Source organism: Streptomyces sp. NPDC048255, from assembly GCF_040652415.1.
In the GTDB taxonomy this organism is placed as follows: domain Bacteria; phylum Actinomycetota; class Actinomycetes; order Streptomycetales; family Streptomycetaceae; genus Streptomyces.
Map to the genome: position 1 here is coordinate 144612 of NZ_JBEZMA010000001.1, position 24240 is coordinate 168851.

At 71.5% G+C, this 24240-nt stretch carries 21 protein-coding genes and 1 pseudogene; 16 read left to right on the top strand and 6 right to left on the bottom strand.

Translation table 11 applies throughout. The features are described from left to right. Positions 1–53 precede the first annotated feature (53 nt). A complete protein-coding gene (locus AB0D94_RS00725) occupies positions 54–1673 on the bottom strand; it encodes a trypsin-like peptidase domain-containing protein (RefSeq protein WP_362043836.1) in 1620 nt (539 codons plus the stop codon). A gap of 225 nt (positions 1674–1898) precedes the next feature. On the opposite strand from AB0D94_RS00725, the gene AB0D94_RS00730 reads away from it, so the two are divergent. The 3 genes and pseudogenes from AB0D94_RS00730 to AB0D94_RS00740 all read left to right on the top strand — a co-directional run bounded on the left by AB0D94_RS00730 (position 1899) and on the right by AB0D94_RS00740 (position 4528). Beyond that, positions 1899–2699: a glycerophosphodiester phosphodiesterase gene (locus tag AB0D94_RS00730; RefSeq protein WP_362043838.1), complete on the top strand. Its 801-nt coding sequence runs from the start codon at positions 1899–1901 to the stop codon at positions 2697–2699. Between the two features lie 85 nt (positions 2700–2784). After that, positions 2785–3386: pseudogene (locus AB0D94_RS00735) on the top strand (ATP-binding protein). Between the two features lie 167 nt (positions 3387–3553). Beyond that, positions 3554–4528, top strand: a complete 975-nt coding sequence (locus AB0D94_RS00740; protein WP_362043840.1) for a DUF5926 family protein — start codon at positions 3554–3556, stop codon at positions 4526–4528. Between the two features lie 869 nt (positions 4529–5397). On the opposite strand, the gene AB0D94_RS00745 is transcribed toward AB0D94_RS00740, so the two are convergent. Next, positions 5398–6168 carry a bifunctional DNA primase/polymerase gene (locus AB0D94_RS00745; RefSeq protein WP_362043842.1) on the bottom strand — a complete coding sequence of 257 codons (771 nt, stop codon included), beginning with the start codon at positions 6166–6168 and terminating at the stop codon, positions 5398–5400. Positions 6169–6574: 406 nt separating this feature from the next. On the opposite strand from AB0D94_RS00745, the gene AB0D94_RS00750 reads away from it, so the two are divergent. Both AB0D94_RS00750 and AB0D94_RS00755 read left to right on the top strand, forming a co-directional pair. Next, entirely contained in the window at positions 6575–8104 is a 1530-nt protein-coding gene (locus AB0D94_RS00750; protein WP_362043844.1) for a PP2C family protein-serine/threonine phosphatase, read from the top strand. Between the two features lie 121 nt (positions 8105–8225). Further along, the gene (locus AB0D94_RS00755) at positions 8226–9692 is read left to right on the top strand and encodes an aminopeptidase P family protein (protein ID WP_362043846.1); all 1467 of its coding nucleotides are present in this window, start codon (positions 8226–8228) and stop codon (positions 9690–9692) included. Positions 9693–9794: 102 nt separating this feature from the next. Here AB0D94_RS00755 and AB0D94_RS00760 read toward each other — a convergent pair whose 3' ends face one another. Next, a complete protein-coding gene (locus tag AB0D94_RS00760) occupies positions 9795–10238 on the bottom strand; it encodes an ATP-binding protein (protein ID WP_362043848.1) in 444 nt (147 codons plus the stop codon). Between the two features lie 190 nt (positions 10239–10428). On the opposite strand from AB0D94_RS00760, the gene AB0D94_RS00765 reads away from it, so the two are divergent. From AB0D94_RS00765 to AB0D94_RS00805, 9 genes are all read left to right on the top strand, one after another. Next, positions 10429–11250, top strand: a complete 822-nt coding sequence (locus AB0D94_RS00765) for a hypothetical protein (RefSeq protein ID WP_362043850.1) — start codon at positions 10429–10431, stop codon at positions 11248–11250. A gap of 114 nt (positions 11251–11364) precedes the next feature. After that, complete coding sequence (locus tag AB0D94_RS00770) at positions 11365–12093, top strand: YcnI family protein (protein WP_362043852.1); 729 nt, start codon at positions 11365–11367, stop codon at positions 12091–12093. A gap of 97 nt (positions 12094–12190) precedes the next feature. Beyond that, a complete protein-coding gene (locus AB0D94_RS00775) occupies positions 12191–12844 on the top strand; it encodes an SCO family protein (RefSeq protein WP_362043854.1) in 654 nt (217 codons plus the stop codon). Continuing rightward, positions 12841–13338 carry a copper chaperone PCu(A)C gene (locus tag AB0D94_RS00780; protein ID WP_362043856.1) on the top strand — a complete coding sequence of 166 codons (498 nt, stop codon included), beginning with the start codon at positions 12841–12843 and terminating at the stop codon, positions 13336–13338. The genes AB0D94_RS00775 and AB0D94_RS00780 overlap by 4 nt, the downstream gene beginning before the upstream one ends. A 22-nt stretch (positions 13339–13360) precedes the next feature. After that, positions 13361–15358, top strand: a complete 1998-nt coding sequence (locus AB0D94_RS00785) for a copper resistance protein CopC (protein WP_362043858.1) — start codon at positions 13361–13363, stop codon at positions 15356–15358. A 5-nt stretch (positions 15359–15363) separates the two neighbouring features. Then, complete coding sequence (gene efeB, locus AB0D94_RS00790; protein ID WP_362043860.1) at positions 15364–16638, top strand: iron uptake transporter deferrochelatase/peroxidase subunit; 1275 nt, start codon at positions 15364–15366, stop codon at positions 16636–16638. Between the two features lie 42 nt (positions 16639–16680). Further along, on the top strand, positions 16681–17616 hold the full coding sequence (gene pheA, locus AB0D94_RS00795; protein ID WP_362043862.1) for a prephenate dehydratase: 936 nt from the start codon (positions 16681–16683) through the stop codon (positions 17614–17616). 528 nt (positions 17617–18144) lie between these two features. After that, positions 18145–19422 (top strand): serine--tRNA ligase, encoded by a 1278-nt coding sequence (gene serS / locus AB0D94_RS00800; protein WP_362043864.1) that lies wholly within the window; start codon positions 18145–18147, stop codon positions 19420–19422. Then, positions 19419–20231 (top strand): HAD family hydrolase, encoded by an 813-nt coding sequence (locus tag AB0D94_RS00805; protein ID WP_362043866.1) that lies wholly within the window; start codon positions 19419–19421, stop codon positions 20229–20231. Before serS ends, AB0D94_RS00805 begins: the two co-directional genes overlap by 4 nt. Positions 20232–20369: 138 nt before the next feature. Here the strand turns inward: AB0D94_RS00805 and AB0D94_RS00810 are convergent, their stop codons facing one another. Next, the gene (locus AB0D94_RS00810; RefSeq protein WP_362043868.1) at positions 20370–20936 is read right to left on the bottom strand and encodes a hypothetical protein; all 567 of its coding nucleotides are present in this window, start codon (positions 20934–20936) and stop codon (positions 20370–20372) included. Positions 20937–21099: 163 nt separating this feature from the next. Here AB0D94_RS00810 and AB0D94_RS00815 point away from each other — a divergent pair, with 163 nt between their 5' ends. Next, positions 21100–22086 (top strand): histidine kinase, encoded by a 987-nt coding sequence (locus tag AB0D94_RS00815; protein ID WP_362043870.1) that lies wholly within the window; start codon positions 21100–21102, stop codon positions 22084–22086. Positions 22087–22096: 10 nt separating this feature from the next. Beyond that, entirely contained in the window at positions 22097–22756 is a 660-nt protein-coding gene (locus tag AB0D94_RS00820) for a response regulator transcription factor (RefSeq protein ID WP_362043872.1), read from the top strand. Here AB0D94_RS00820 and AB0D94_RS00825 read toward each other — a convergent pair. Further along, positions 22753–23415, bottom strand: coding sequence for a rhomboid-like protein (locus AB0D94_RS00825; protein WP_362043874.1), 663 nt, complete (start codon positions 23413–23415; stop codon positions 22753–22755). The two genes, AB0D94_RS00820 and AB0D94_RS00825, sit on opposite strands and share 4 nt — an antisense overlap. A 94-nt stretch (positions 23416–23509) precedes the next feature. Then, positions 23510–24229, bottom strand: a complete 720-nt coding sequence (locus AB0D94_RS00830) for an ABC transporter permease (RefSeq protein WP_362043876.1) — start codon at positions 24227–24229, stop codon at positions 23510–23512. Positions 24230–24240: the final 11 nt, after the last annotated feature.

The following is a 24240-nucleotide window of genomic DNA, read 5'->3' on the forward strand; positions in this document are numbered from 1 at the left end:
CGGAATCCCGCCTACGGCCCCTCCCCATCAAGCCAGCAGTTCCGACCGTGGGGTTACTTGTCGCCGACCCGCGAGCCGAGCGTGATGTCCACGGTGTTCGGCTTGCCGTCGCGCAGGTAGGTCAGCTTCACCGTGTCGCCGGGCTTGTACGTCCAGATCATGCTGATCAGGCTCGGGCCGCTGTCGACCGGCTTGCCGCCGAACTCGGTGATGAGGTCGCCGGGCTTGAGGCCCGCCTTGCCGGCCGGTCCGTTGGGGTCGACCAGCTCGTTGGCGGCCGCGCCCTGGTCGGAGATCTTGGCGCCCTCGGCCTTGGACTGGAGGTCCACGGAGACGGAGATCACCGGGTACACGGGCTTGCCCGTCTTGATCAGCGACTCCGCGACGTTCTTCGCCTGGTTGATCGGGATGGCGAAGCCGAGGCCGATCGAACCGGCCTGGCCGCCGCCGAAGCCGCCGTTGCCGGCCGACTGGATCGCGGAGTTGATGCCGATGACCGCGCCGCGCCCGTCGAGCAGCGGGCCGCCGGAGTTGCCCGGGTTGATCGAGGCGTCGGTCTGGAGCGCGCTCATGTACGAGTTCTTGCCGCCGGAGCCGTCACCGGAGGCGACCGGGCGGTTCTTGGCACTGACGATGCCGGTGGTGACCGTGTTCGACAGTCCGAACGGTGCGCCGATCGCGATCGTCGAGTCGCCGACGGCGACCTTCTCGGAGTCACCGAGCGGCAGCGGCTTCAGACCGGCCGGCGGGTTCTTCAGCTTGAGCACCGCGACGTCGTAGCCCTGGGCCCGGCCGACGACCTCGGCCTCGTACTTCTTGCCGTCGGAGAAGGTCGCCGTGACCTTGCCGCCGTTGGCCGCGGAGGCGACCACGTGGTTGTTGGTGAGGATGTGGCCCTGCTGGTCGTAGACGAAGCCGGTGCCGGTGCCGCCCTCGCCGTCGCCGGCCGAGGCCTCGATGGTGACCACGCTGGGCAGGGCGCCCGCGGCCAGGCCCGCGATGGAGCCCGCGTCGCGCTTGAGCTCCTTGGGGGTGGCCGCGCTGATGGTGGTCGAGCCGGTGCCGTTGTCGCTGCGGTCGGCGGCCCAGTAGCCGACGCCGCCGCCGATGCCGCCCGCGAGGAGGGCCGCCGCGAGCACGCCCGCGATCAGGCCGCCCTTGCCCTTCGGCTTGCGGGGCGGGGTGCCCTCGGCGGTCAGGGGGGCGCCCCAGACACCGCCGCCGTGGCCGCCGCCGTACGCCGGGACCGTGGGCGGCGGGGGCGGCCAGCCCTCGGCTCCGTGCGCGGCCGGGGCGTACGGAGCCTGCGGGGCGTGCGGGGCCTGTGGGGCGTGCGGGCCGGGAGCCTGCCCGTAGGCCGGGGCGGCCTGGGGAGCGGGGGCGGCCGGGGTGGGCGGGATCTGCTGGGTCTGCTCGGTGCCGGGCACGGGCGTCGGCGGCAGCTGCTGCGTCACCGGCTCGGCCGCGGCATGCCCGGGGGCCGGCGCAGCGGGTGCCACTGGGGCAGGAGCAGCAGGTGCCGGGGCTACGGGCGCCGGGGCAGCAGGCGTCGGGGGTGCGTCGGCCGGCTGCGGAGCAGCCGCCGGAACCTGCGTCTCGGAGGCCGGAGCAGGGGGTACTGACGGGGCCGCGGGGGGCGTAGGGGCCGCGGTGCCCTCGTTCTCGGTGCTCACAGCGCTCTCTCCTCGTCACACACGGCTTCAGAAATCTCTGGCGATCGGTCCGACTGAACGTTCGACGTGCCGCACAAGTTCCTGAGCAAAGCCTTTCCCATGACCCGTCAGAGCACTGTAAGCCGCACCTGTGTATCTCCTGCCATCCTTTATAACCGACATTTCGGACGCACCCGTGGTACCCGGTCTCGACGTCCCAGGCCCCGGCGGTGGCACCATGGCCCGGTGACCCAAGCACTGCCGCACCCCATCCAGGTCGTCGCCCACCGCGGCGCCTCGGAGGATGCCCCCGAGCACACCCTGGCCGCCTACCGCAAGGCGATCGAGGACGGCGCCGACGCGCTCGAATGCGATGTCCGGCTCACCGCCGACGGCCACCTGGTCCTGGTGCACGACCGCCGGGTGAACCGCACCTCGAACGGCCGCGGCGCCGTCTCCGCCCTGGAACTGGCCGACCTCGCCGCCCTGGACTTCGGCTCCTGGAAGGACCGCGAGGAGTCCCCCGACTGGGACGCGGACCCGGAGCGCACGTCCGTCCTCACCCTGGAGCGGCTGCTGGAGCTGATCTCCGACGCCGGCCGGCCCGTACAGCTCGCGATCGAGACGAAGCACCCGACCCGCTGGGCCGGACAGGTGGAGGAGCGCCTCCTCTTCCTGCTCAAGCGCTTCGCCCTGGACTCCCCGCCGGCCGAGGGCCCGCACCCGGTCCGGGTCATGAGCTTCTCGGCGCGCTCGCTGCACCGGGTGCGCGCGGCTGCGCCGACGATCCCGACCGTGTACCTGATGCAGTTCATCTCCCCCCGGATGCGGGACGGGCGGCTGCCGGCCGGAGTGCGGATCGCCGGCCCCGGAATGCGCATCGTGCGCAGCCACCCCGGCTACATCCGCAAACTCCAGGACGCGGGCCACTCCGTGCACGTATGGACCGTGAATGAGCCAGAGGACGTTCAGCTCTGCGCTGATCTGGGTGTAGAGGCGATCATCACGAACAGGCCCCGCCAAGTTCTGTCACAACTAGGGCGCTGACGTCCCCATTTGCCCACCCGCCACGCAGGACCCGCACGTCACAGGGTGTGCCCCGGCGCATCCGCTCCGCATTCGTTAGTCATGAATGCGTCAGAGTGCTCCGCCTCGGCGGTTTCCGGTCCAGGCCATTGGGGCATCCAGACCATGCGTGGGGCTAAGGAGGTTCCGGGGGTGGCGTTGGTGGTGGCACAGGAAGTGCCCACGTCGTCGTGCATGGACGTACGCCATGGTCCTGCGGGCGTGGGCGAGGCGAGACACCGCATGCGTGAGCAATTGCGCGTCAGCGGAGTGTCCGAATCGGTCGTGGACGATGCCGTACTGATCCTTTCCGAACTGCTCAGCAATGCCTGCCGACACGGCAGGCCCCTGGGCGCGGGAGAAGTCGGGGACGGGGAGATACGCGCCGCATGGCGCGTCGACAAAGCGGGGCGGCTGACGGTCGAGGTCACGGACGGCGGCGGGCCCACCCGCCCGGTTCCGGCCACGCCCTCGGTCACCGCACGGGGCGGCCGCGGGCTGAACATCATCAGCGCGCTGGCCCAGGACTGGGGTGTCCGGGACGGAGCGGCGGGTGAGATCACCGTGTGGGTGGTCGTTGCCTGTGGGCCCCGGCACGAGGATTTCGCTACGCGCGTTGCGCCCCCGGCGATCGACTTCAGCACCGCCTTCGACGACCTGGATCCCTGAGCACCGCGAGGGATCCCCGACAGCAGTACCGGTCATCCGCACAGGCGGCCGTCCGGGAGCGCACGCCGACCGTGCTCCCGGCCGCACCCCACCGGTTCCGGCGGTACGAACGGCTAGGCTCGCGCCCAGACACGACGCCGTACCGCCGCAACCGGGAGACACCCACGATGGCCAAGAAGCGCCCCGCAGCGAAGACTGCAAAGCCGCAGCTCAACAACGGTGAGATTCCGGTGGTGGGCGCTCGCGAGCCCTGCCCCTGCGGATCCGGGCGCCGCTACAAGGCCTGCCACGGAGCAGCCGCCGCGCACGCCGTCACCGAGCACGTGCGGCGCCCGTTCGAGGGACTGCCGGGCGAGTGCGACTGGGTCGCGCTGCGCGAGCTCGTGCCCGCCGCCACCGTCCCGCTGTCCCTCAAGGGCGGTCTGCCCGAGGGCGTTCCCTCCGTCACGCTCGTGACCGTACTGCCCATGGCCTGGCCGGCGCTGCGCCGCGAGGACGGGTCCGTCCTGCTCGGCCTGCAGAACGAGTCCTCCACCGGGGATCTCGGCCGCGACATGGCCGACACCCTGGAGCGTGCCCTCGTAGCGGATCCGGGGACTCCTGTTCCGGCCCGCCGCGTTCCGGCCGAGGGTCCGCGACTTCAGGATCTCCTGGACTCCGACGGCGGTTTCGAGCCGGTTGTGCACAGCGGGTTCGAATTCTGGATTCCGGAATCGGAGAGCGCCCAGAGCGCCTCTCCGGAGATCGCCGCCTCGCTCGAACGCGCCAACGCGGCGGCCATTCCCACCGTCAAGCTCGCCGGTGTGGACGCGGCCTACTGGTGCGAGACCCCGGAGAAGAACCACCTGCGCTGGGTCATGCCGCACCCCGAGGAGAAGCTGCTCGACGCCCTCGCGCGGCTGCACGCGGCGGGCACTGCCTCGCTCGGCGAAGGCACCCGGCTGGTCGGTTCCTTCCGCGCGCACGGCCTGATGGTTCCCGTCTGGGACCTGCCCACCGGCGTCACCGCGGACGATGTCGAGAAGCCCGCGGCCGAGTTCGCGGAGCGGCTGGCCGAGGCTCTGGCCTCGGACGCACCGCTGACCACGGAAGAGCGCCGGGCCCGCGGCGGACTCACCAACCGCCAGGTGACCCTCAGCTGACCTGCACACACGCGCGGACCGGTGACGGGAGTCACAACTCCCGCTAATCGTCTGCAAATCGGTGTCTGAATATCAGAGATCGAATTTGCGTACAGGCGATCTCTTGTTACCGTTCTTGTAGCCCGGTCGCTGGTGCATCCCCCGTCGCCAGCGACCGGGCCCTTCATTTCCGGCGGTTCTCAACCGTCACTCGGGGCCGGTGAGTTGCTCCCGGACCGCAAGAGCAGTGCCCCTTCATCATCCGGAACTGCGAATTCCGCAACAGCCGAGTAACTGTCCGGCGCTCCCGCCGAAGTCTCGCTCGGCGTCTCGCACAGTCCCGGCTCGTCCCCCGCACCGACCGCGCACCGGATCTGCACCGTCCGCCCGGCGGGCCCCATCACGGTCAGCACGGCGTCCAGCGGACGGCCGCTGGTGTTCCGGTAGTAGCTGCGGCCCCACGTGCGGCCCTCGCCCACCAGAACGCACGTCTGGGCCTCCAGGCCGTGCGGCGAGGACAGTTCGGGACCGCACTGGGAATCCGTACGGGGCTGCTGGGACGGTCCGGGCTGCTGGGCCGGAGGTGGCGGCGAGGCGGGCGAGGACGACGCCGACGAGGGGCGCGAAGGGTCCGAAAGGCCGAGCGTCGAGAGCAGGCCGCCGCCTTTTCCGTCATCCTGAACGGCGAAATCCGGTCCCGCGATCGCTCCGGCCAGCGGGAGCGACAAGATGATCAGCACACCGGCACCGATACCGATCAGGCGGAGATTCATTCGCCGAAGATAGCGACGCGGGAATGGGGCACGGAGATCCCCGCGCCCAATTCCCTTGGAAACCGGTCCAGCTGGCACCCGTACGAGTGATCCGCGGATGCCGGCCCGCCCCGCGGGTCAGTACGCCAGCCGGCTGCCGCCGCCGGGCGCTCCGCTGCTCGCCTCGACCAGCGCGTCCACGACCGCCTCGACCTCGGGCAGCCAGATCCCACCCGCAGCCGCCACCCGGTCCCCCGGCCGCGACCGCACCCGTTCCGGCGCCTGCGGCTCCCGCTCCCAGCGCACCTGCCCGCCGCTGGACGCGGCGGAGGGCGGCAGCAGCACGTAGCCGCCCTCGCCGTGGAAGCGCAGCGACGAGGGCACATGGTCCTTGGCGTAGAGGAGCTCGCCGAGCCGTTCCAGCGAGTACGGCGCCACCAGCAGCGACCAGCGGGTGGGCGTGGCCAGGACCGGCCCGAGCCGCATGCCCTGCGCGTCCAGCCGTACGAGGGCCCGTGCCGCAGCCTTGGCCGGCAGGCTCACCGCGCACGGAGCGGCCCCGCCGGTGGCCATCAGGACGGGGGCGGTCGGCCGGTTGGTCCACCACCAGGCCACCATCCGGGGGTCGGTGGTCGCCGCGAGCAGCCCCGGGTCGAAGGGGTGCGCGCCGGGGACGACGCAGTCGGGGTCGGGGCAGGCGCACCGCGAGCTGTCCGCGCCGGAGCGGCCGACTCCGGGCAGTACGGGCCACTGCCACGCGGTGGCGCAGGTGAGCGCGGCGTCGAGGAGAGCGGGAGCGGGAGCGGGCGGGCGGCTCTGTCCGGGGGCGGTTCGCCCGGACCGGGACCAGGACCGGGTTCCGAGGCGATAGCGGAGCCGCTGGAGACGCCTTCCGAGGATCTCGCGCATGAGCGCTCGTTCCTTTCCGTTGAACGTCGAGGGCCACATCACACCATGTAACAGGTGACTCACTACACGTACACGTTTCAGCTCGCTGTGCGCCTGAAGCAGGTTCACACGGTTCGTGCAGTTTTCTTATCGGGTCCATCAAACGTCCGGCGGGGGCGGAACGCGACCCGCACGGTACCGAGAGCGGCTGCCGCCGCTTAGGACGACGGCCGGTGCCGGGCGGTTCCCGACGGGTCCTGGCGGCGCCAACTGACCCCGCACACTGCCGATTACGTACCCGGGCTCCCCTGAACGCCCGCCCAGTCGACCGCAAAAACCGTCCGCTTCCAGCTTTTTCCGGCCAAGTTCTAGCCTTGGCTGGACAGTGAGTTGCCGTCCCACGGACACCAGGATTCCCACCTGGGCAATGCTGGACATGCATCCACGTGTGCGTGTAGATGTGGATTCCTTGATGGCGGCGCAGCACGATCTGGGGGTTTGCGATGCTATTCGGCGAATCGCACCAGGTGGAAAGGCGGACGCCATGAGCGCCCCGCATCTGCCGAAAGTGGCTGGAATCGATCCAGCAGTTACCGCGTCACCGCACACTGCGGCGCCCGCACCCGCACGGACCACCCCCTCACCGGTCCCTCCACCAGGCCCCGGCAGCCTGATCCAGGACCGGCTCGCGGGCATGGTCTCGGACCTCACCACCCTCCACGAGCTGACCGAGCGCCTGGCCCGCACCGGCGACCTCGACTCCTCCCTCCACGAGTTCCTGCGCGCCGGAGCCGCCCTCGTCGGGGCCCGCCGCGGGCTGCTCGTCCTGGAGCCCTCCGACGGACTCGGTCCGACCACCACGATCGGCCTCGGCCTCGGCCACGCCGACCTCGGCCACATCGAGACCGTGCCGCGCAGCGCGACCTCCTACGGCCGCATCCTCGACGGACTCCCCGATGCCCACGGCGGCTCCGAGGTGCTCCCCGAGCCGGGCGCGCCCGCCGGCACCGGAGGCTTCGCCGCCCCCGTCGACCCGCGCCACCGCGAGGTCGCCGCCCGCCTCGGCTACGCCGCCAGCTACGCGGTACCGCTGACCGCCGAGGCCACCGGGCGGCTCGGTGCGGCCGTCTGGCTCTACGACGAGCAGGCCGAGCCGGGCGAGCGCCAGCGCGACCTCGCCGGGCTCTACGTCCGGCACGCCGCCGAACACCTGGCCCGGATGCTGGAGGTGGAACGCTCCCGCTCGCGCCTGGCGACCGTGGCCGAGGAACTGCTGCCCAGCAGGCTGCCGCGGATCCCCGGGGTCCAGCTCGCCGCCCGGCACCACACCGGGCCGCTCGGCGGCGGCGACTGGTACGACGCCCTGCCGCTGCCCGAGGGCGCCCTGGGGCTGGCCGTGGGCTCCGTGACCGGGTCGGGGCCGAGCGCCGTCGCCGCGATGGGCCGGCTGCGGGCCTCACTGCGCGCGTACGCCGTCATGGAGGGCGAGGACCCCGTCGCCGTCCTGTCCGACCTGGAGCTGCTGCTGCGCCTGACCGAGCCCGCCCGCTCGGCCACCGCGCTCTTCGCATACTGCGAACCGGCCCAGCGCAAGATGATCCTGGCGGGCGCCGGACATGCGCCGCCGCTGCTCATCGGCGAGCACCGCACCGAGTACGTGGAGACCTCGCTCTCCGCGCCGCTGGGGATGCTCTCCTGCTGGGAGGCGCCCAGCGTGGAGATCGAGCCCGCACCCGGAGAAACGGTGCTGCTGTACACGGACGGGCTGCTCCAGCGCACCGGGGACCCCATGGACCGGGCCTACGCCCGGCTGCACGCCGCGGCCGCCGGGGTGCCCCGTAGCGCCCGGGACGACCCGGCCGCCATCTGCGACCACATCCTGCGGACCGTCCTGCCCGACGGGGAGACGGCCGACAGCCCCGAGGACATCGTGCTGCTGGCCGCCCGATTTGAGTGAGCCGGGCGTTTTGAGGCTGTTTGTGCGATAGCGCACACGGCCCTCCGTGCTTCTTCCGCTCGCACATACGATGGACGAGGTCCACACCCAGGTCCGTGTCTGTCGTAGCTGAGGAGAAGACGTGGCTGACGAGCTCACCCCGGAGACCCCGGAAGAAGAGCAGCCCAAGAAGACGCACAAGCAGCGCAAGAACGGTCTGTACCCGGGCGTCAGCGACGAACTCGCGGAGAGCATGCGCACGGGCTGGGCCGACACCGAGCTGCACGGACTGGAGCCCATCGCCCAGGCCGCGCACACCGCCGCCCGCCGTGCCGCGCTGTCCGCGCGCTTCCCCGGCGAGCGCCTGGTCGTCCCCGCGGGCCGTCTCAAGACCCGCTCGAACGACACCGAGTACCCCTTCCGCGCCTCGACCGAGTACGCGTACCTCACCGGCGACCAGACCGAGAACGGCGTACTGGTCCTGGAGCCCACCGGGGAGAGCGGCCACACGGCCACCGTCTACCTGCTGCCGCGCTCCAACCGTGAGAACGGCGAGTTCTGGCTGTCCGGCCAGGGTGAGCTGTGGGTCGGCCGCCGCCACTCGCTCACGGAGGCCGAGCAGCTCCTGGGCATCCCCGCCAAGGACGTCCGCGAGCTCGCCGAGGCCCTCATCGAGGCCGAGGGCCCGGTCCGGGCGGTACGCGGCCACGACTCCGGCATCGAGTCCGCCCTCACGGACAAGGTGACCAAGGAGCGTGACGAGGAGCTGCGCGTCTACCTCTCCGAGGCCCGCGCCGTGAAGGACGAGTTCGAGATCGGCGAGCTGCAGAAGGCCGTCGACTCCACCGTCCGCGGCTTCGAGGACGTCGTGAAGGTCCTGGACAAGGCCGAGGCCACGTCCGAGCGCTACATCGAGGGCACCTTCTTCCTGCGCGCCCGGGTCGAGGGCAACGACGTCGGCTACGGCTCCATCTGCGCCGCCGGCCCGCACGCCTGCACCCTGCACTGGGTCCGCAACGACGGCGACGTCCGCTCCGGTGACCTGCTGCTGCTCGACGCCGGCGTGGAGACCCACTCCCTCTACACCGCCGACGTCACGCGCACGCTGCCGATCAACGGCACGTACACCGACATCCAGCGCAAGATCTACGACGCGGTCTACGAGTCCCAGGAAGCCGGCATCGCCGCCGTCAAGCCGGGCGCGAAGTTCCGCGACTTCCACGACGCCTCCCAGCACGTGCTGGCCGAGAAGCTCGTCGAGTGGGGCCTGCTGGAGGGCCCGGTCGAGCGCGTCCTGGAGCTCGGCCTCCAGCGCCGCTGGACCCTGCACGGCACCGGCCACATGCTCGGCATGGACGTCCACGACTGCGCGGCCGCGCGTACCGAGGCGTACGTGGACGGCACGCTGGAGCCGGGCATGTGCCTCACCGTCGAGCCCGGTCTGTACTTCCAGGCCGACGACCTGACCGTGCCCGAGGAGTACCGCGGCATCGGCGTCCGGATCGAGGACGACATCCTCGTCACCGAGGACGGCAACCGGAACATGTCGGCCGGGCTGCCCCGCGCCTCGGTCGAGGTCGAGGCCTGGATGGCGCGCCTCAAGGGCTGACATCGGCGGATGTCCCGGCGCGGAAGCCGGCGTACGGAGGGCGGGATCCCGGTGCGGGGTCCTGCCCTCCGGCGTGTCTACGACACCTTGAGCGGCCCGTGTCTACGACACCTTGAGCAGCGCGTCGTCACGCCACTTCAGCATCTTGTCGAAGCTCACCGACGCGCCCCGGCCCGGCCGGTTGCGCAGGCGCACGTGGTCGGCGAGTTCGGCGATCAAGTGCAGTCCCCGGCCGTGCTCGGCCAGGGACGGTCTACGGCGGGCCACCGTCGCGGGCGGGAATCCCGGGCCCGAATCGGTCACCTCGATGCGGCAGCGGTCCCCGTCCAGATAGGCCGTGACGTGGTACGCCTCGGTCTCGTCCAGGGCATCGCCGCACCCGCCGTGCTCCACCGCGTTGGCACAGGCCTCGCTCAGCGCCACCGAGAGATCGAAGGAGATGTCCGGGTCAACCCCCGCGGTCTCCATCGTCCCCAGCAGCAGTCGCCTGGCGAGCGGCACGCTCGCGGCTTCGCGCCTCAAGTGGAGAGACCACCAGATGCTCATACGGTTACCTATTGCCGCCCGCGGGGGGCCGTAAGCGCCCCGGCGGCCGTCGGCGTCCTCAATGCCCTCGTTCGGCCGATGTGGCACTCCCGGGCACCGGTGTATGCGGGTGCCCGTGGAGCGGAACTCAAGGCGCCTTGCACGACCTGCCGTATGCAGGGCCTAAGCGCAGTGCGATGATGGCCCGGCCATGACTGCCCCCCACGCCAAGCACGCCGGAGCCGGCCTCCGGCTCGTCCGGACCGCGGTTTTCACCGCGGTCTGCGTCGTGCTGGCCGCGGTCGGGCACGCCCTGGCATCCTGCGCCACCGTGCCCTGGTGGACCCTCGGCATCGGCTTCCTGGCCGTCTTCGCGGCCGCGGCCCCGCTCGCGGGACGCCCCCGTACGCTGCCGGCCATCGCAGGCGGGCTCGCCGCCGGACAGCTGGGCCTGCACACGCTGTTCGGCCTCGGCCAGCACGGCGCCGCGGCCGCCCAGGCCCAGCCGCCGGCCGGCGCCGCCGACACCTCGCTCGCGGCGCTCGCCGCGCAACTGGTGTGCGGGGGCAACTCCGTACCGCTCGATCCGGCCGCCGCCCGGCAGATCCTGGAGGCCGCCGGCCTGGATCCGGCCGCCCTGGCCGCGCAGTCCCTGGAACAGGGCCAGGCCGTGCACGCCCACCTGGCGCACGCGGCCGGCCCGCCGCCCGCGACCGGCCTGTTCAGCCCGGCCATGCTGATCGGCCACCTGCTGGCCGCGCTCGCCGCCGGCTGGCTGCTCGGACGCGGCGACGCCGCGCTCTCGCGGCTCATCGAGCTCTCCCGGCTGTCCACCGAAGCCACCCCGGTCCGGGCGCTGCGCACCGCACTCGCCCTCGTACGCGCCCTCGGCGCCGGGCTCCCCGGCGCCCCCGCCCGGGACCCGCGGGCGCCGCGGCCCTCGGCCGACCCCGCCGCCGCCACCGGCCGGCAGGAACTCCAGCACGCGGTGATCAGGCGCGGGCCACCCGTGGCGCTCGCCCTCGCAGCCTGACGCGGCACTCCTCCCCGGGAACACGACACCTTCCCGCCGGGGCCCGGTGCCGCGAACTCCGCGCGCTCCCGTGCGCGGGGCACCGTCACCCTGCTTCTGTGGAGTGTTTCTGCCATGAAGACCTCTCGCGTCTCCTTCGCCGCCGCCCTCGCCGCCGGCACCGTCCTCCTCCTCTCCGGCCCTGCCTTCGCGCACGTCAGCGTGCAGCCCGGCGAGGCCACCAAGGGCGGGTACGCGACCATCAACTTCAAGGTCCCCAACGAGCGTGACAACGCCTCGACCACGCAGCTCGAGGTCAACTTCCCGATCGACCAGCCGCTCACGTCCGTCATGCCGCAGGACGTCCCCGGCTGGACCGTGACGGTCGAGAAGAGCAAGCTCGACAAGCCGCTCACCGTGCACGGCAAGCAGATCAACGAGGCCGTCACCAAGGTGACCTGGTCCGGCGGGAAGATCGAGCCCGGCAAGTTCCAGCAGTTCCCCCTCTCCGTGGGCAAGCTGCCGGAGAACGCCGACCAGATGGTCTTCAAGTCCCTCCAGACCTACGACAACGGTGAGGTCGTCCGCTGGATCGAAGAGGCCAAGGACGGCGCCGAGGAGCCGCAGAACCCGGCGCCCGTGCTGAAGCTGAGCGCCGCCAAGGGCGATGACCACCACGGCGCCGACGCGAAGACCGACGCCAAGAACACCGCCAAGGACGGCAAGGGCGCGAAGGGCGGGCACGACAAGGAGGCCGCCGAGCACGGCTCCGACACGACCGCGCGCGTCCTCGGCGTCGCCGGCATCGTCGTCGGACTGGGCGGTGTCGCCTTCGGCGTCGCCTCGCGCCGCCGCTCCGCCTGACCTTCGGCCCCGGGCGCCGTCGTTTCCGGACGCCCTCACCTCCTGATCCATCCCGGCACACCTCCCGGTACACATCCCCGATCCCAGGGACATCTCCATGCGCACCACACGTGTGACGGTCGCCGCGCTCGTCGCGGCGGCCGCACTCACCCTCTCCGCCTGCGGCGGCGAACCCGCCAAGACCGGCTCGGTCACCCAGATCTCGGGCGGCCAGAGCGGAGCCAAGGCTTCGACCGTTCTCGACCGCCCCTTCAGCAAGCCGGAACTCGTCCTCACGGACACCACCGGCAAGCCGTGGAACCTGCGTGAGCAGACCAAGGGCAAGCCGACGCTCATCTACTTCGGCTACACCAACTGCCCCGACGTGTGCCCGCTGACGATGAGCAACATCGCCGTCGCCAAGAAGGCTCTGCCCAAGGCCGACCAGGACAACCTGCGGGTCGTCTTCGTCACCACCGACCCCGAACGGGACACTCCCGAATCCCTCGGCACGTGGCTGAACTCCCAGGACCCGTCCTTCACCGGACTGACCGGGGACTTCGCCACCATCCAGGCCGCCGCCCGCGCGCTCGGCATCGGTATCGAGGCCGCCAAGAAGGAGGCCGACGGAAGCGTCGTCTCCATGCACGGCGCCCAGGTCATCGCGTTCTCGCCCAAGACCGACGAGGGCTACGTCCTCTACGGCGAGAGCACCACCGTCGATGACTACACCAAGGACCTGCCGAAGCTCATCAAGGGAGAGAACCCGTGACCACCCGCACCACCCGTACCCTCGCCGCCGCCCTCTCCCTGGCGGCAGCGCTCGTCATATCCGGCTGCTCCTCCTCCGACTCCGACTCCGGCTCTGAGGACGGGGCCGCGGCCAAGCCGAAGCTGACGGTGAGCGGCGCCTTCATGCCCGAGCCCGTCAACGACAAGATGGCCGGCGCCTTCATGGTCATCAAGAACGGCTCCAAGACCGCCGACAAGCTCACCGGCGTGACGTCCTCGCTCTCGGACGATCTGCAGATCCACGAGACCAAGGACCAGAAGATGCAGCAGGTCCCCTCCATGGACGTGCCCGCGAACGGTGAGCTGAAGCTGGAGCGCGGCGGCGACCACGTCATGTTCATGGGGCTCAAGAGCACCCCGAAGGTCGGCGAGAAGGTCACCGTCGAGCTGCACTTCGAGAAGGCCGACCCCGTCAAGGTCGAGCTCGATGTGAAGGAACGGACCTACACCGCTCAGAACTCCAACGCCCACTGACGGACCGAGGGACTGACACGCCATGACGGCCACCGCCCCCGCCCCCTCCGCGGCCCGCGTCCACGCCACGGCACTGCTGCCGCGGCTCGCGCTGGTCCTCGCAGCCCTGCTGGCAACCCTGTTCACCGCGGCCTCCCCGGCCTCGGCGCACGCCGCACTCACCGCGAGCGACCCCAAGGACGGGGCGGTGGTCGCCACGGCACCCTCCCAGGTGACCCTCTCCTTCTCGGAGCAGGTCGCCATGGGCGACGACTCCATCCGCGTCCTGGATCCCCAGGGCCGCCGCGTCGACACCGGCGAACTGCGCGACATGTGCAGCGGGAACGTGATCCGCTACGGCACCGCCCTGCACTCCGGCCTTCCCGGCGGCACCTACACCGTCGCCTGGCAGGCCGTGTCGGCGGACAGCCACCCGATCTCCGGAGCCTTCACCTTCTCCATCGGCGCTCCCTCGGCCACCAGCGTCACGCTGCCCGCCCAGCAGGCGGGCGGCGGCCCCGTCGGCATCGCGTACGGGATCGCCCGCTACGCCGCCTACGCCGGGTTCACCGTCCTCGTCGGCGCCTCTGCCTTCATCCTGCTGTGCTGGCGCCGGGGCGCCGCCGAGCGGCCGCTCCAGAAGCTCGTCCTGCGCGCCTGGGTCACCCTCACCGCCGCCACCCTCGCCATGCTGGTGCTGCGCACCCCGTACACGGGGTCCGGGAAGTTCGCCGACGCGCTCGACCTGGAGGGCCTGAAGGCGGTCCTGGAGACCAAGACCGGCGCCTCTCTCGTCTCCCGGCTGCTCCTGCTGGGCGCCGCCGCCCTCTTCATCGCGGTCCTCTTCGGTGCCTACGCACGGCGTCTGCCGGCCTCCGGCACGGCGCAGGGGGACGCGGACGGCGGTACGGAAGGGAACGCTGAAGGGGCCGCGGAAGCCACCGCGGAAGAGAACAAGGACACCAGCGACCTCGCCTTCGGCCTCGCCATCGGCGGCACCGTCGTGTCCGCGGGCATCGCCGCCACCTGGGCCCTGTCCGAGCATGCCTCCACCGGTATCCAGTCCGGTATCGCGATGCCCGTCGACATCCTGCACCTGCTGGCCGTCGCCGCCTGGCTCGGCGGCCTGACCGCGCTGCTGGTCGCGCTCCACAAGGTTCCCGGGATCGAGCGCGCGGCCGTCCGGCGCTTCTCCACCGTCGCCTTCGTCAGCGTCCTGGTGCTCGCGGCCACCGGTACCTACCAGGCCTGGCGTCAGCTCGGCAGCTGGTCCGCCCTCACGGACACCAGCTACGGACAGCTCCTGCTCCTCAAGGTCGGCATCGTCGCCGTCCTGCTCGCCGTCGCCTACATGTCGCGGAAGTGGACCGCGCGGCTGGCCGACGGCGCCACCGCTCAGACGCCCGTGAAGGTGATCGCGCCGCGCGATGTTTCACGTGAAACAGAGCCCGTCACCGTCCCGGCGGACCCCAAGCGCGCCGCCCAGCTCGCGCGGCAGCGCGCGGCCCTCACGAGCGCCCGCGAGAAGCGGGTACGCGACGCCGATCCGGACCGCGCCGGACTGCGCCGCTCGGTGCTGGCCGAGGCGGGCATCGCCGTGGTCCTCCTCGCCGTCACCACCGTCCTCACCAGCACCGAGCCCGGCCGCGCCGTGGAGCAGGAGGCGGGCCGCGGTGCCTCCGCCACCGCCGTGCCGGACCGCGCGATCAAGATCACCCTGCCCTTCGACACCGGCGGCCAGAACGGCAAGGGGGATGTGCGGCTCGAACTCGACCCGGGCAGGGTCGGCGCCAACACCCTCCACATCTGGGCGGACGCCCCGGACGGCAAGCCCCTCGACCTCCCCGAGGTCAAGGTCGCCTTCACCCTCCCCGCCAAGGACATCGGGCCCCTGCCGCTCGTCCCCGACCGCGCCGGCGCCGGGCACTGGAGCTCCTCGGGCGTCCAGTTGCCGCTGGCGGGCGAATGGCGGATCGACGTGACCGTGCGCACCTCCGACATCGACCAGACGACCGTCCAGAAGACCGTGAAGATCGGCTGACCAGCGTGACCGAGAGCAATACCGACATCGAGATCTCCCGCCGCAGGCTGCTGGGCACCGTCGGCGCCGCGGGCGCCGCGGGCCTGGCGCTGGGCGCCACCGGCGGCGCCCTCGCGCACTCCGCGCTCGCCGGCTCCGGGAGCGGCGCCGACGGCTCCAACGGAAGCCCGTCCGCCCTAGGGGCCACCCGGATCGCCTTCGACGGCGACCACCAGGCCGGCATCACCACGCCGCTCCAGGCCAAGGGGCACGTCGTCGCCTTCGACCTCGCCTCCGGGGCCGGCCGTACGGAGGCCGCCGCCCTGCTGCGGCGCTGGTCCGAAACGGCCCGGCGCCTGATGGCGGGCGAGACCTCCCCGGCCGACGACACGGGCATCGCGCTCGACGCCGGTCCTTCTTCCCTGACCGTCACCTTCGGCTTCGGCCACTCCTTCTTCGACCGGACGGGGCTCACCGCCCGCCGCCCCGTCGCCCTCGACCCGCTTCCGGTCTTCTCGGCCGACCGGATCGACGACCGGCGCAGCAACGGCGACCTGTGGGTCCAGATCGGTGCGGACGACGGGCTCGTGGCCTTCCACGCGCTGCGCGCACTGCAGAAGGACGCCGGGGACGCCGCCCGCGTCCGCTGGCAGATGAACGGCTTCAACCGGACGCCCGGCGCGACCGCCTCGCCGATGACCGCCCGCAACCTCATGGGTCAGGTGGACGGCACCGGCAACCCGAAGCCCTCGGAGCCCGACTTCGACAAGCGGATCTTCGTCCCCGGTGCGGGCCCCGGCCCCGCCGAGCACGCCTGGATGGGCGGGGGCTCGTACGCGGTCGTCCGGCGCATCCGGATGCTGCTCGACGACTGGGACAAGCAGTCCCTCGCCCAACAGGAGCAGGTCATCGGCCGCACCAAGGCCACTGGTGCACCGCTCACCGGCGGCAGCGAGACCACCGAGCTGGCGCTCGACAAGCTCGGCGCCGACGGCAAGCCCGTCATCCCGGCCAACGCCCATGCCCGGATCTCCGCCCCCGAGCAGAACGGCGGGGCCGCCATGTTGCGGCGCCCCTTCTCCTTCCACGACGGCATCGGCCCCGACGGCGCCCCCGACGCCGGGCTCCTCTTCATCTGCTGGCAGGCGGATCCGCTGCGCGGGTTCGTCCCGGTCCAGCGCAAGCTCGACCGCGGCGACGCCCTGTCGGAATTCATCCGGCACGAGTCCAGCGGTCTGTACGCGGTCCCGCCCGGCCCCCGCTCCGGCGAGTACGTCGGGCAGCGGCTGCTCGAAGGGTGAACAGCCGCCCGGCGGCGGGTGCCCCGGCATTAGGCTGATCACATGTCGGCCACCCGTTTCACCTATCTCGGCCCCGAGGGCACTTTCACCGAAGCCGCCCTCCGCACGCTGCCGGAAGCCGCGACCCGGGAGCTCGTCCCGATGGTGTCGGTACCGGCCGCGCTGGACGCCGTACGCAACGGCGAGGCCGCTGCCGCCCTGGTCCCGATCGAGAATTCGGTGGAAGGCGGTGTCACCGCCACGCTCGACGAGCTGGCCTCCGGCGAACCGCTGATGATCTACCGCGAGGTGCTGCTGCCCATCGCCTTCGCGCTGCTGGTCCGGCCCGGGACCGCCCTGTCGGACGTGAAGACCGTCACCGGGCACCCGGTGGCCCAGCCCCAGGTGCGCAACTGGCTGCGGGTGAACCTGCCCGACGCGGTGTGGGAGTCGGCCGCCTCGAACGCCGACGGCGCCCGGCTGGTCCAGGAGGGCCGCTTCGACGCCGCCTTCGCCGGCGAGTTCGCCGCCGCCACCTACGGGCTGGTCCCGCTGGTCACCGAGATCCACGACGCGGAGAACGCGGAGACCCGGTTCGTCCTGGTGGGACGTCCGGCCCGGCCCTCCGCCCCGACCGGCGCCGACAAGACCTCCGTCGTGCTCTGGCTCGGTGACGACCACCCGGGTGCGCTGCTGGAGCTCCTGCAGGAGTTCGCCGTGCGCGGGGTGAACCTGATGCTGATCCAGTCCCGGCCCACCGGCGAGGGGATCGGCAACTACTGCTTCGCCGTCGACGCCGAGGGCCATGTCTCCGACCGCCGTGTCTCCGAGGCCCTCATGGGCCTCAAGCGGACCTGCCCGCAGGTCCGCTTCCTCGGCTCGTACCCGCGGGCCGGGGTCGCTCAGGGTGACGTGCGCGCCGGCCGGCCGGGGACCTCCGACAGCGATTTCACGGCAGCCTCGGACTGGCTGGCGCGCTGCCTCGACGGCCGGGCGTAGGGCTTCGTCCACTGTCCACAGAGTTATCCACAGGCCGAGATGGGGACCTGGGGACAAGTCGACACTGCGATGCGACAAGGTCGACAAATCGGTCGGAGGGCCTAGGTTTCGCGCTGGGGAGCGGTAGGTGAACGGCGTCACCCACGTATCGCCGATCAACTCTTTGGAGCGAGGCATTCCCACCCGAATGAGTGTGTGAGGGTGGTTTGAACCCTGACTCCCTCCGAGCATCCGCCGTTCGGGAATGATCTGTTTCCGTGTCCACAGAGGCGGCACACAGCCTGTGGATAAGCTGGGGGTGGCGCGAATTCCTGTGGACAAGGAACGCCCTGAGACCCTGCTCAGCGCCCGCCCGACCGCTACCACCGTGCCCCATTTCGGCGAATGGCACCGTTTTTATTGACCACCTGAGAGCGATCAGTTCCGGTCAGTCGCCAAGATTTATCCAATAGCCGCAATTAGGGCATAGTGACACGCTGTGTGATATCGATGTGAGCCCGGGAACCCCAGCCCGGTAGCCTGGAGGGCGTGATTGACCTCCGGCTGCTCCGTGAAGACCCTGACCGTGTCCGCGCCTCGCAGCGCGCCCGTGGAGAGGACGTCGACCTCGTCGACGCACTGCTCTCCGCCGACGAGCGCCGCAGGTCCTCCGGCATGCGCTTCGACGCACTGCGCAACGAGCAGAGGTCGCTCGGCAAGCTCATCCCCAAGGCCTCCCCGGACGAGCGGGCCGAGCTGCTGAAGAGGGCCGAACAGCTCAAGCAAGCCGTCAAGGCCGCCGAGGCCGAGCAGAACGAGGCCGACGAGGCTGCCAAGCAGCTCCTCCTCCAGCTCGGGAACATCGTCCACGAGGACGTCCCGGTCGGCGGCGAGGAGGACTTCACGGTCCTCGAGACGCACGGGACCATCCGCGACTTCGCCGCCGAGGGCTTCGAGCCCAAGGACCACCTGGAGCTCGGCGAGTCGCTCGGCGCCATCGACGTCGAGCGCGGCGCCAAGGTGTCGGGCTCGCGCTTCTACTACCTGACCGGTGTGGGCGCCCTGCTGGAGCTGGCGCTGGTCAACGCGGCGATCGCGCAGGCCACCGAGGCCGGCTTCATCCCGATGCTGACCCCGGCGCTGGTCCGCCCGCGCGCCATGGAGGGCACCGGCTTCCTCGGCCAGGCCGCCGAGAACGTGTACCACCTGGAGAAGGACGACTACTACCTGGTCGGCACCTCCGAGGTCCCGCTCGCGGCGTACCACATGGACGAGATCATCGACGCCGACAAGCTGCCCCTGCGGTACGCGGGCTTCTCGCCCTGCTTCCGCCGCGAGGCCGGTACGTACGGCAAGGACACCCGGGGCATCTTCCGCGTCCACCAGTTCGACAAGGTCGAGATGTTCTCGTACGTCGCGCCGGAGGAGGCCGAGGCCGAGCACAAGCGGCTGCTGGACTGGGAGAAGCAGTGGCTCACCAGCCTGGAGCTGCCGTTCCAGGTGATCGACGTCGCCACCGGTGACCTGGGCGCCTCCGCCTCGCGCAAGTTCGACTGCGAGGCGTGGATCCCCACCCAGGGCAAGTACCGCGAGCTGACCTCCGCCTCGAACTGCGACGGCTTCCAGGCCCGCCGCCTGTCGATCCGCTACCGCGACGGCAAGAAGACCCAGCCGCTGTCCACGCTGAACGGCACCCTGTGCGCGGTGCCGCGCACGATCGTCGCGATCCTGGAGAACCACCAGCAGGCCGACGGTTCGGTACGGGTGCCCCAGGCGCTCCGTCCGTACCTCGGTGGCCGTGAGTTCCTGGAGCCGATCACCAAGTGAGCCCGGCCCCGTTCCCGTACAAGCTCGTCGCGACCGATCTCGACGGCACGCTGCTGCGTGGCGACGACACCGTCTCGGAACGCACCCGTGAAGCGCTCGTCGCGGCCACCGCGGCGGGTGCGGCGCACATCATCGTCACCGGCCGGGCCGTGCCCTGGACCCGCCACGTACTGGACGACCTCGGCTACAAGGGGATCGCCGTGTGCGGGCAGGGCGCGCAGGTCTACGACGCGGGCGCGCACCGGCTGCTGACCTCGGTCACCCTGGACCGGCAGCTGGCCGGTCTGGCGCTGTCGAAGATCGAGGCCGAGATCGGTCCGCTGGCGCTGGCCGCCAGCCGGGACGGGGTGGACGGCGAGGTACTGATAGGGCCCGGGTACCAGATGCAGGAAGGCCTGCCCGCCGTGTACCTGGAAGACCACGCGGCGGTGTGGACGGCCCCGCTGAACAAGCTGTACATCCAGCACCCCGGGCTGGACGACGACGCGCTGGTCAAGGTGGCTCGGCAGACCGTGGGCAGCCTGGTCGACATCGTGATGGCGGGCCCCGGCATCGTGGAGATCCTGCCGCTGGGGCTGACCAAGGCCACCGGCCTGTCGCTCGCCGCGCGCCGGCTGGGGGTGAAGGCGGCGGAGACGATCGCCTTCGGTGACATGCCCAACGACCTCCCGATGTTCGGCTGGGCGGCGCACGGGGTGGCGATGGCCAATGCCCATGCCGAGCTCAAGGCGGTGGCCGACGAGGTGACGACCTCCAACGAGGAGGACGGCATCGCGGTGGTGCTGGAACGTCTGCTGGGCGCCCGGTAGCGGACACGACGTACGAGAAGGTCCGGGGCAGCCCGCGCCATACGGCGCGCTCGAAGTGGCTGCCCCGGACCTTTTGTTGCTCCCCGCACCCCTCACTCTGCTCCTTGCGCAGTCCGCGTACCAGCGAATTTCCCTGCCTCAGCCGTGGATCCGGCGGCGCCGCCAGTAGGCGACGGTGACGACCGCGAGGAGCGGCCCCCACAGCACCAGAGGGGCGTAGCAGAGGGTCATGAGCCACCAGCCGGCGCCGGTGGGCGCTCCCGGCGCCGCCATGCCGGTGCTCCAGTGAAAGGCGCCCGGGACGGCGATCAAGGTGACGGCGGCGGCTCCCAGGGCGGCGGGTACGACGACGGCGAGGGGCGGGATCCGGCGGCCTCGCAGCCCTGGGATCCAGCCCGGCACCACCTCGCCCCAGCGCTGCACGAGGCCGAGGGTGAGCAGGCCGAGGCCTTCGGCGAAGGCGCTGAGGGCCACCAGGTAGAAGGACCACTTGCCGGGGAAGAGTTCGGCCTCCAGCCCGCTGCCGACCCCCCAGCCGACGGGTATGCCGACCGCGATGGCGATCCTCCACAGGCCGCTGGGAAGGAGGGTGAGGGCGGCCGCGTGGGCGGCCCAGCGGACCGGGCGGCTGACGGCCGGGCCGGTGGGAACGTCCGCAGCGGTGGGCGAGGTGGCAACGGCGGGTGCGGCGGTGAGCGTGGTCATCGTCCAAGTCCTTTTCGGGAGGCGGTTGGTGATGCCTCAAGCCTGGTCCGGCGGGCGCCGCGGAACCATCCGCCGATCAGCAGGCCGGGGAGGCGCCGGTGGCGGCCGGGCTCTGCCGAACGGCAGATGTCCACGGCCGGGAGGGACTTCGTAGGGTCGGGGCGTGACCTTGAAACCGAGCGCGCTGTACGCCCCCGCCCTGGCTGTTGCGGGCCTGCTGTCCCTGATCGGTTCGGCCGTGCGCGTGCCCGACGCCTGGACGCTGGCGGGGATGGCGGTACTGCTGCCGCTGCTGGCCCTGGTGGCCCGCTGGTCCCCGGTACGGTCCGGAAGCCTCGCGGGCGCCCTCGGCATGGCAGCGGTGACGCTCTGGCCGGTCCCGCTGGTGTGGGCGGGCGGATCGTGGCTGGAGATCGGCGGAGCGGCGGCCTTCTGGTCGCTGCCGGCCTTCGGCGCCGTGGCCGCCGGCGGCTACCTGCGCCGCCAGGCGGGCCGGGTACGGCAGGCCGTACGGGAGGCACGGCGCGACCAGCAGTTGGAACTGGCCCGGGATCTGCACGACTTCGTGGCGCACGACGTGAGCGCGATCGTCGTGCAGGCCCAGGCGGCGCGGTTCGTCGCCGCGCAGGACCCCGACCAGGCGGTCCGCGCACTGGAGCGGATCGAGGCCGCGGGGCTGAGCGCGCTGGAGGCGATGGACCGCACCGTGCACGCGCTGCAGGAGGCGGCGGGCGGAGCGACCGCTCCGGTGCCGGGGCTGGCGCAACTGCCGGAGCTGGTGGAGCGGTTCGAGGGCGGAGTGCTGGACGCCGACCCGGAAGCCGTACGGGAGCTGTCGCGGGAGGCGGGCAGCACCGCGTACCGCGTGGCCGTCGAAGCCCTGACGAACGTACGCCGGCACGCGCCCGGGGCGGCCGTGGTGCGGGTCGCCGTACGCCGGGCCGCGGCGGGCATAGAGCTCAGCGTGGCGAACTCCGCGGCCGGTGGTGCGGCCGGGCTGCTGCCCCGCAGGCGGCGGGGCGGGACCGGACTGGCAGGCCTGCGCGGGCGGGTGGAGGCCGCGGGCGGGACCCTGCGGGCCGGAACGGGCTCTGACGGCGGATGGCAGGTTTCCGCGGTCTTCCCGGCGCGGGAGCACCCCCTCGGGTGATCATGGCCGCGTGACCACACGCATCCTGATAGCCGACGACCAAGAAGACATCCGCAGCGGTTTCCGGCTGATCCTCGACTCGCAGCCGGACATGACCGTGGTGGGGGAGGCCCCGGACGGCGAGAGCGCGGTGGCGCTGGCCCGGGAGCTGCGGCCGGACGTGGTCCTCGCGGACATCCGGATGCCGAAGCTGGACGGGCTGGAGGTGACGCGGCTGCTGGCGCCGCAGACGCGGGTGGTGGTGGTGACCACCTTCGACCTCGACGAGTACGTGCACACCGCGCTGCGCAACGGCGCCTGCGGCTTCCTTCTGAAGCGGTCGGGGCCCGCGCTGCTGATCGAGGGGGTACGGGCGGCCATGGCCGGGGACACGCTGATCAGCCCGCAGATCACGGTGCGGCTGCTCAGCAGGCTCACGGATGCCGCGCCGGGCGGGCCGGCCGCGCCACGGGTGCCGCAGGCTCATCCGCTGACCGGCCGGGAGGTGGACATCGTGCGACTCGTGGCGCGGGGGCTCACCAACGCCGAGATCGGTGCGGAACTCTTCATCAGCGCGGGGACGGCGAAGACCCACATCGCGAACGTCCAGGCGAAGCTGGGAGCCCGGAACCGGGTGGGGATCGCCGCGTGGGCATGGGAGCACAGCCTGGCGCAGGCGGAGGGCAGCTAACGACGTTTCACGTGAAACAAGGGTTGTGTTTCACGTGAAACAACGTGCCGGGTGAGGGGCCAGGCGAGCAGACCGACGGCGAGCGCGATGGCGTGGCCGAGGTCGGTGAAGGTACCGCCAGTGGCGAGCGGGAGCCCGAAGAAGACGATCAGCCCGGCGAGGTAGAACCATCTCCAGGGGCCGGGGAGCCGGTAGGTCAGCACTCCGGCGGCCGCCGCGAGTCCGTAGCTGACGCCGATGTCGACGACGTGGGTCATGCTGCGCGGAGCCCGGTGGTCCTGGATGGCCATGAGGAGGACCTTCTGGCTGACGAGCGTGGCGACGACATGGGCGGTCGCGACGATCACGAGCCAGCGCAGGGTGCCCAGCCAGCGTTCGACGGGGGCGTGGAAGACCTCGAACAGCAGGGCGTAGAGGGCCAGTGAAGCCGGGTTCTCGATCCAGAAGGCACTGCTGAGGAGAGCCCGGACGGGGTGGTTGACCAGCTCGTGGATATTGCTGCTGTTGCGGTGGAGCAGGACATGCTCGACCCGGTCGGGGGCGATCACGACGATGACGCTGGTGACGGCGATGATCAGAAGCCAGATGTGCGTACCGGGCGAGGAGCGTATCCAGGACCTCAGGGGCCTGGACGGCTCCGGCTCCGTGTACTCGGTCATGCACCGATGATCCCGCGCGAAGCTGTGCCCCGCCTGGCCGGTGAGCCGGGCGGGGCACGTTGCCCGCAGTGGTGCGCCGGGGGCCGGCAGGGGCCTACTCCTCGCCCGCCAGAGTCAGGCGGCGCAGCCGCTGGCCCGCGTAGACAGTGGCACCCGCGGTGACCACGGCGAGCAGGACCGCGGCGGTGGGCAGCCCCACGGTGGCGTCCACGTACCCCTCGCCGGCGACCTTCTCGGCGAGGGACAGCGCCCACTGCTGGACGCTGAGGGTCTTGGCACCGGAGACCAGGCTGCCGAAGAGCGACTCCCAGATCAGGGCGTAGACCAGGCCGAAGACGACCGCGTGCCGGCTGACGGTGCCCAGCAGCAGGAACAGCGCGCTGTAGGCGATCGAGGCGACGAGGGCGGCGATGGTGTAGGCGACGGCGATCTGCTGGCCGTTGCCGTTGAGGATGAAGCCGGCGATCAGGGTGGGGATCGCGGAGAAGGCCATGGTGACGGCGATCGCGATGATCAGCTTGGTCATGATGATCGTCGGTCGCTTCACCGGCTTGGCGAGCAGGTAGACGATCGAGCCGTCGTCGATCTCCGGGCCGATGGCTCCGGTGCCGGCGATGACACCGATCAGCGGGACCATCGTGGCGAGGGCGAAGCCACCGAGCAGGTCGGCGGCGACCTTGTCGTCCACACCCGTGAGCAGGCGGACGGCGATCGAGATGAGGATCAGCAGGGCGGGCAGCAGGAAGAGGATCAGCGCACGGCGGCGGCCGAGCAGGGCCCGGTAGGTGAGCCGGGCAACGGTGGGGTTGTACATGGGTGCCAGCT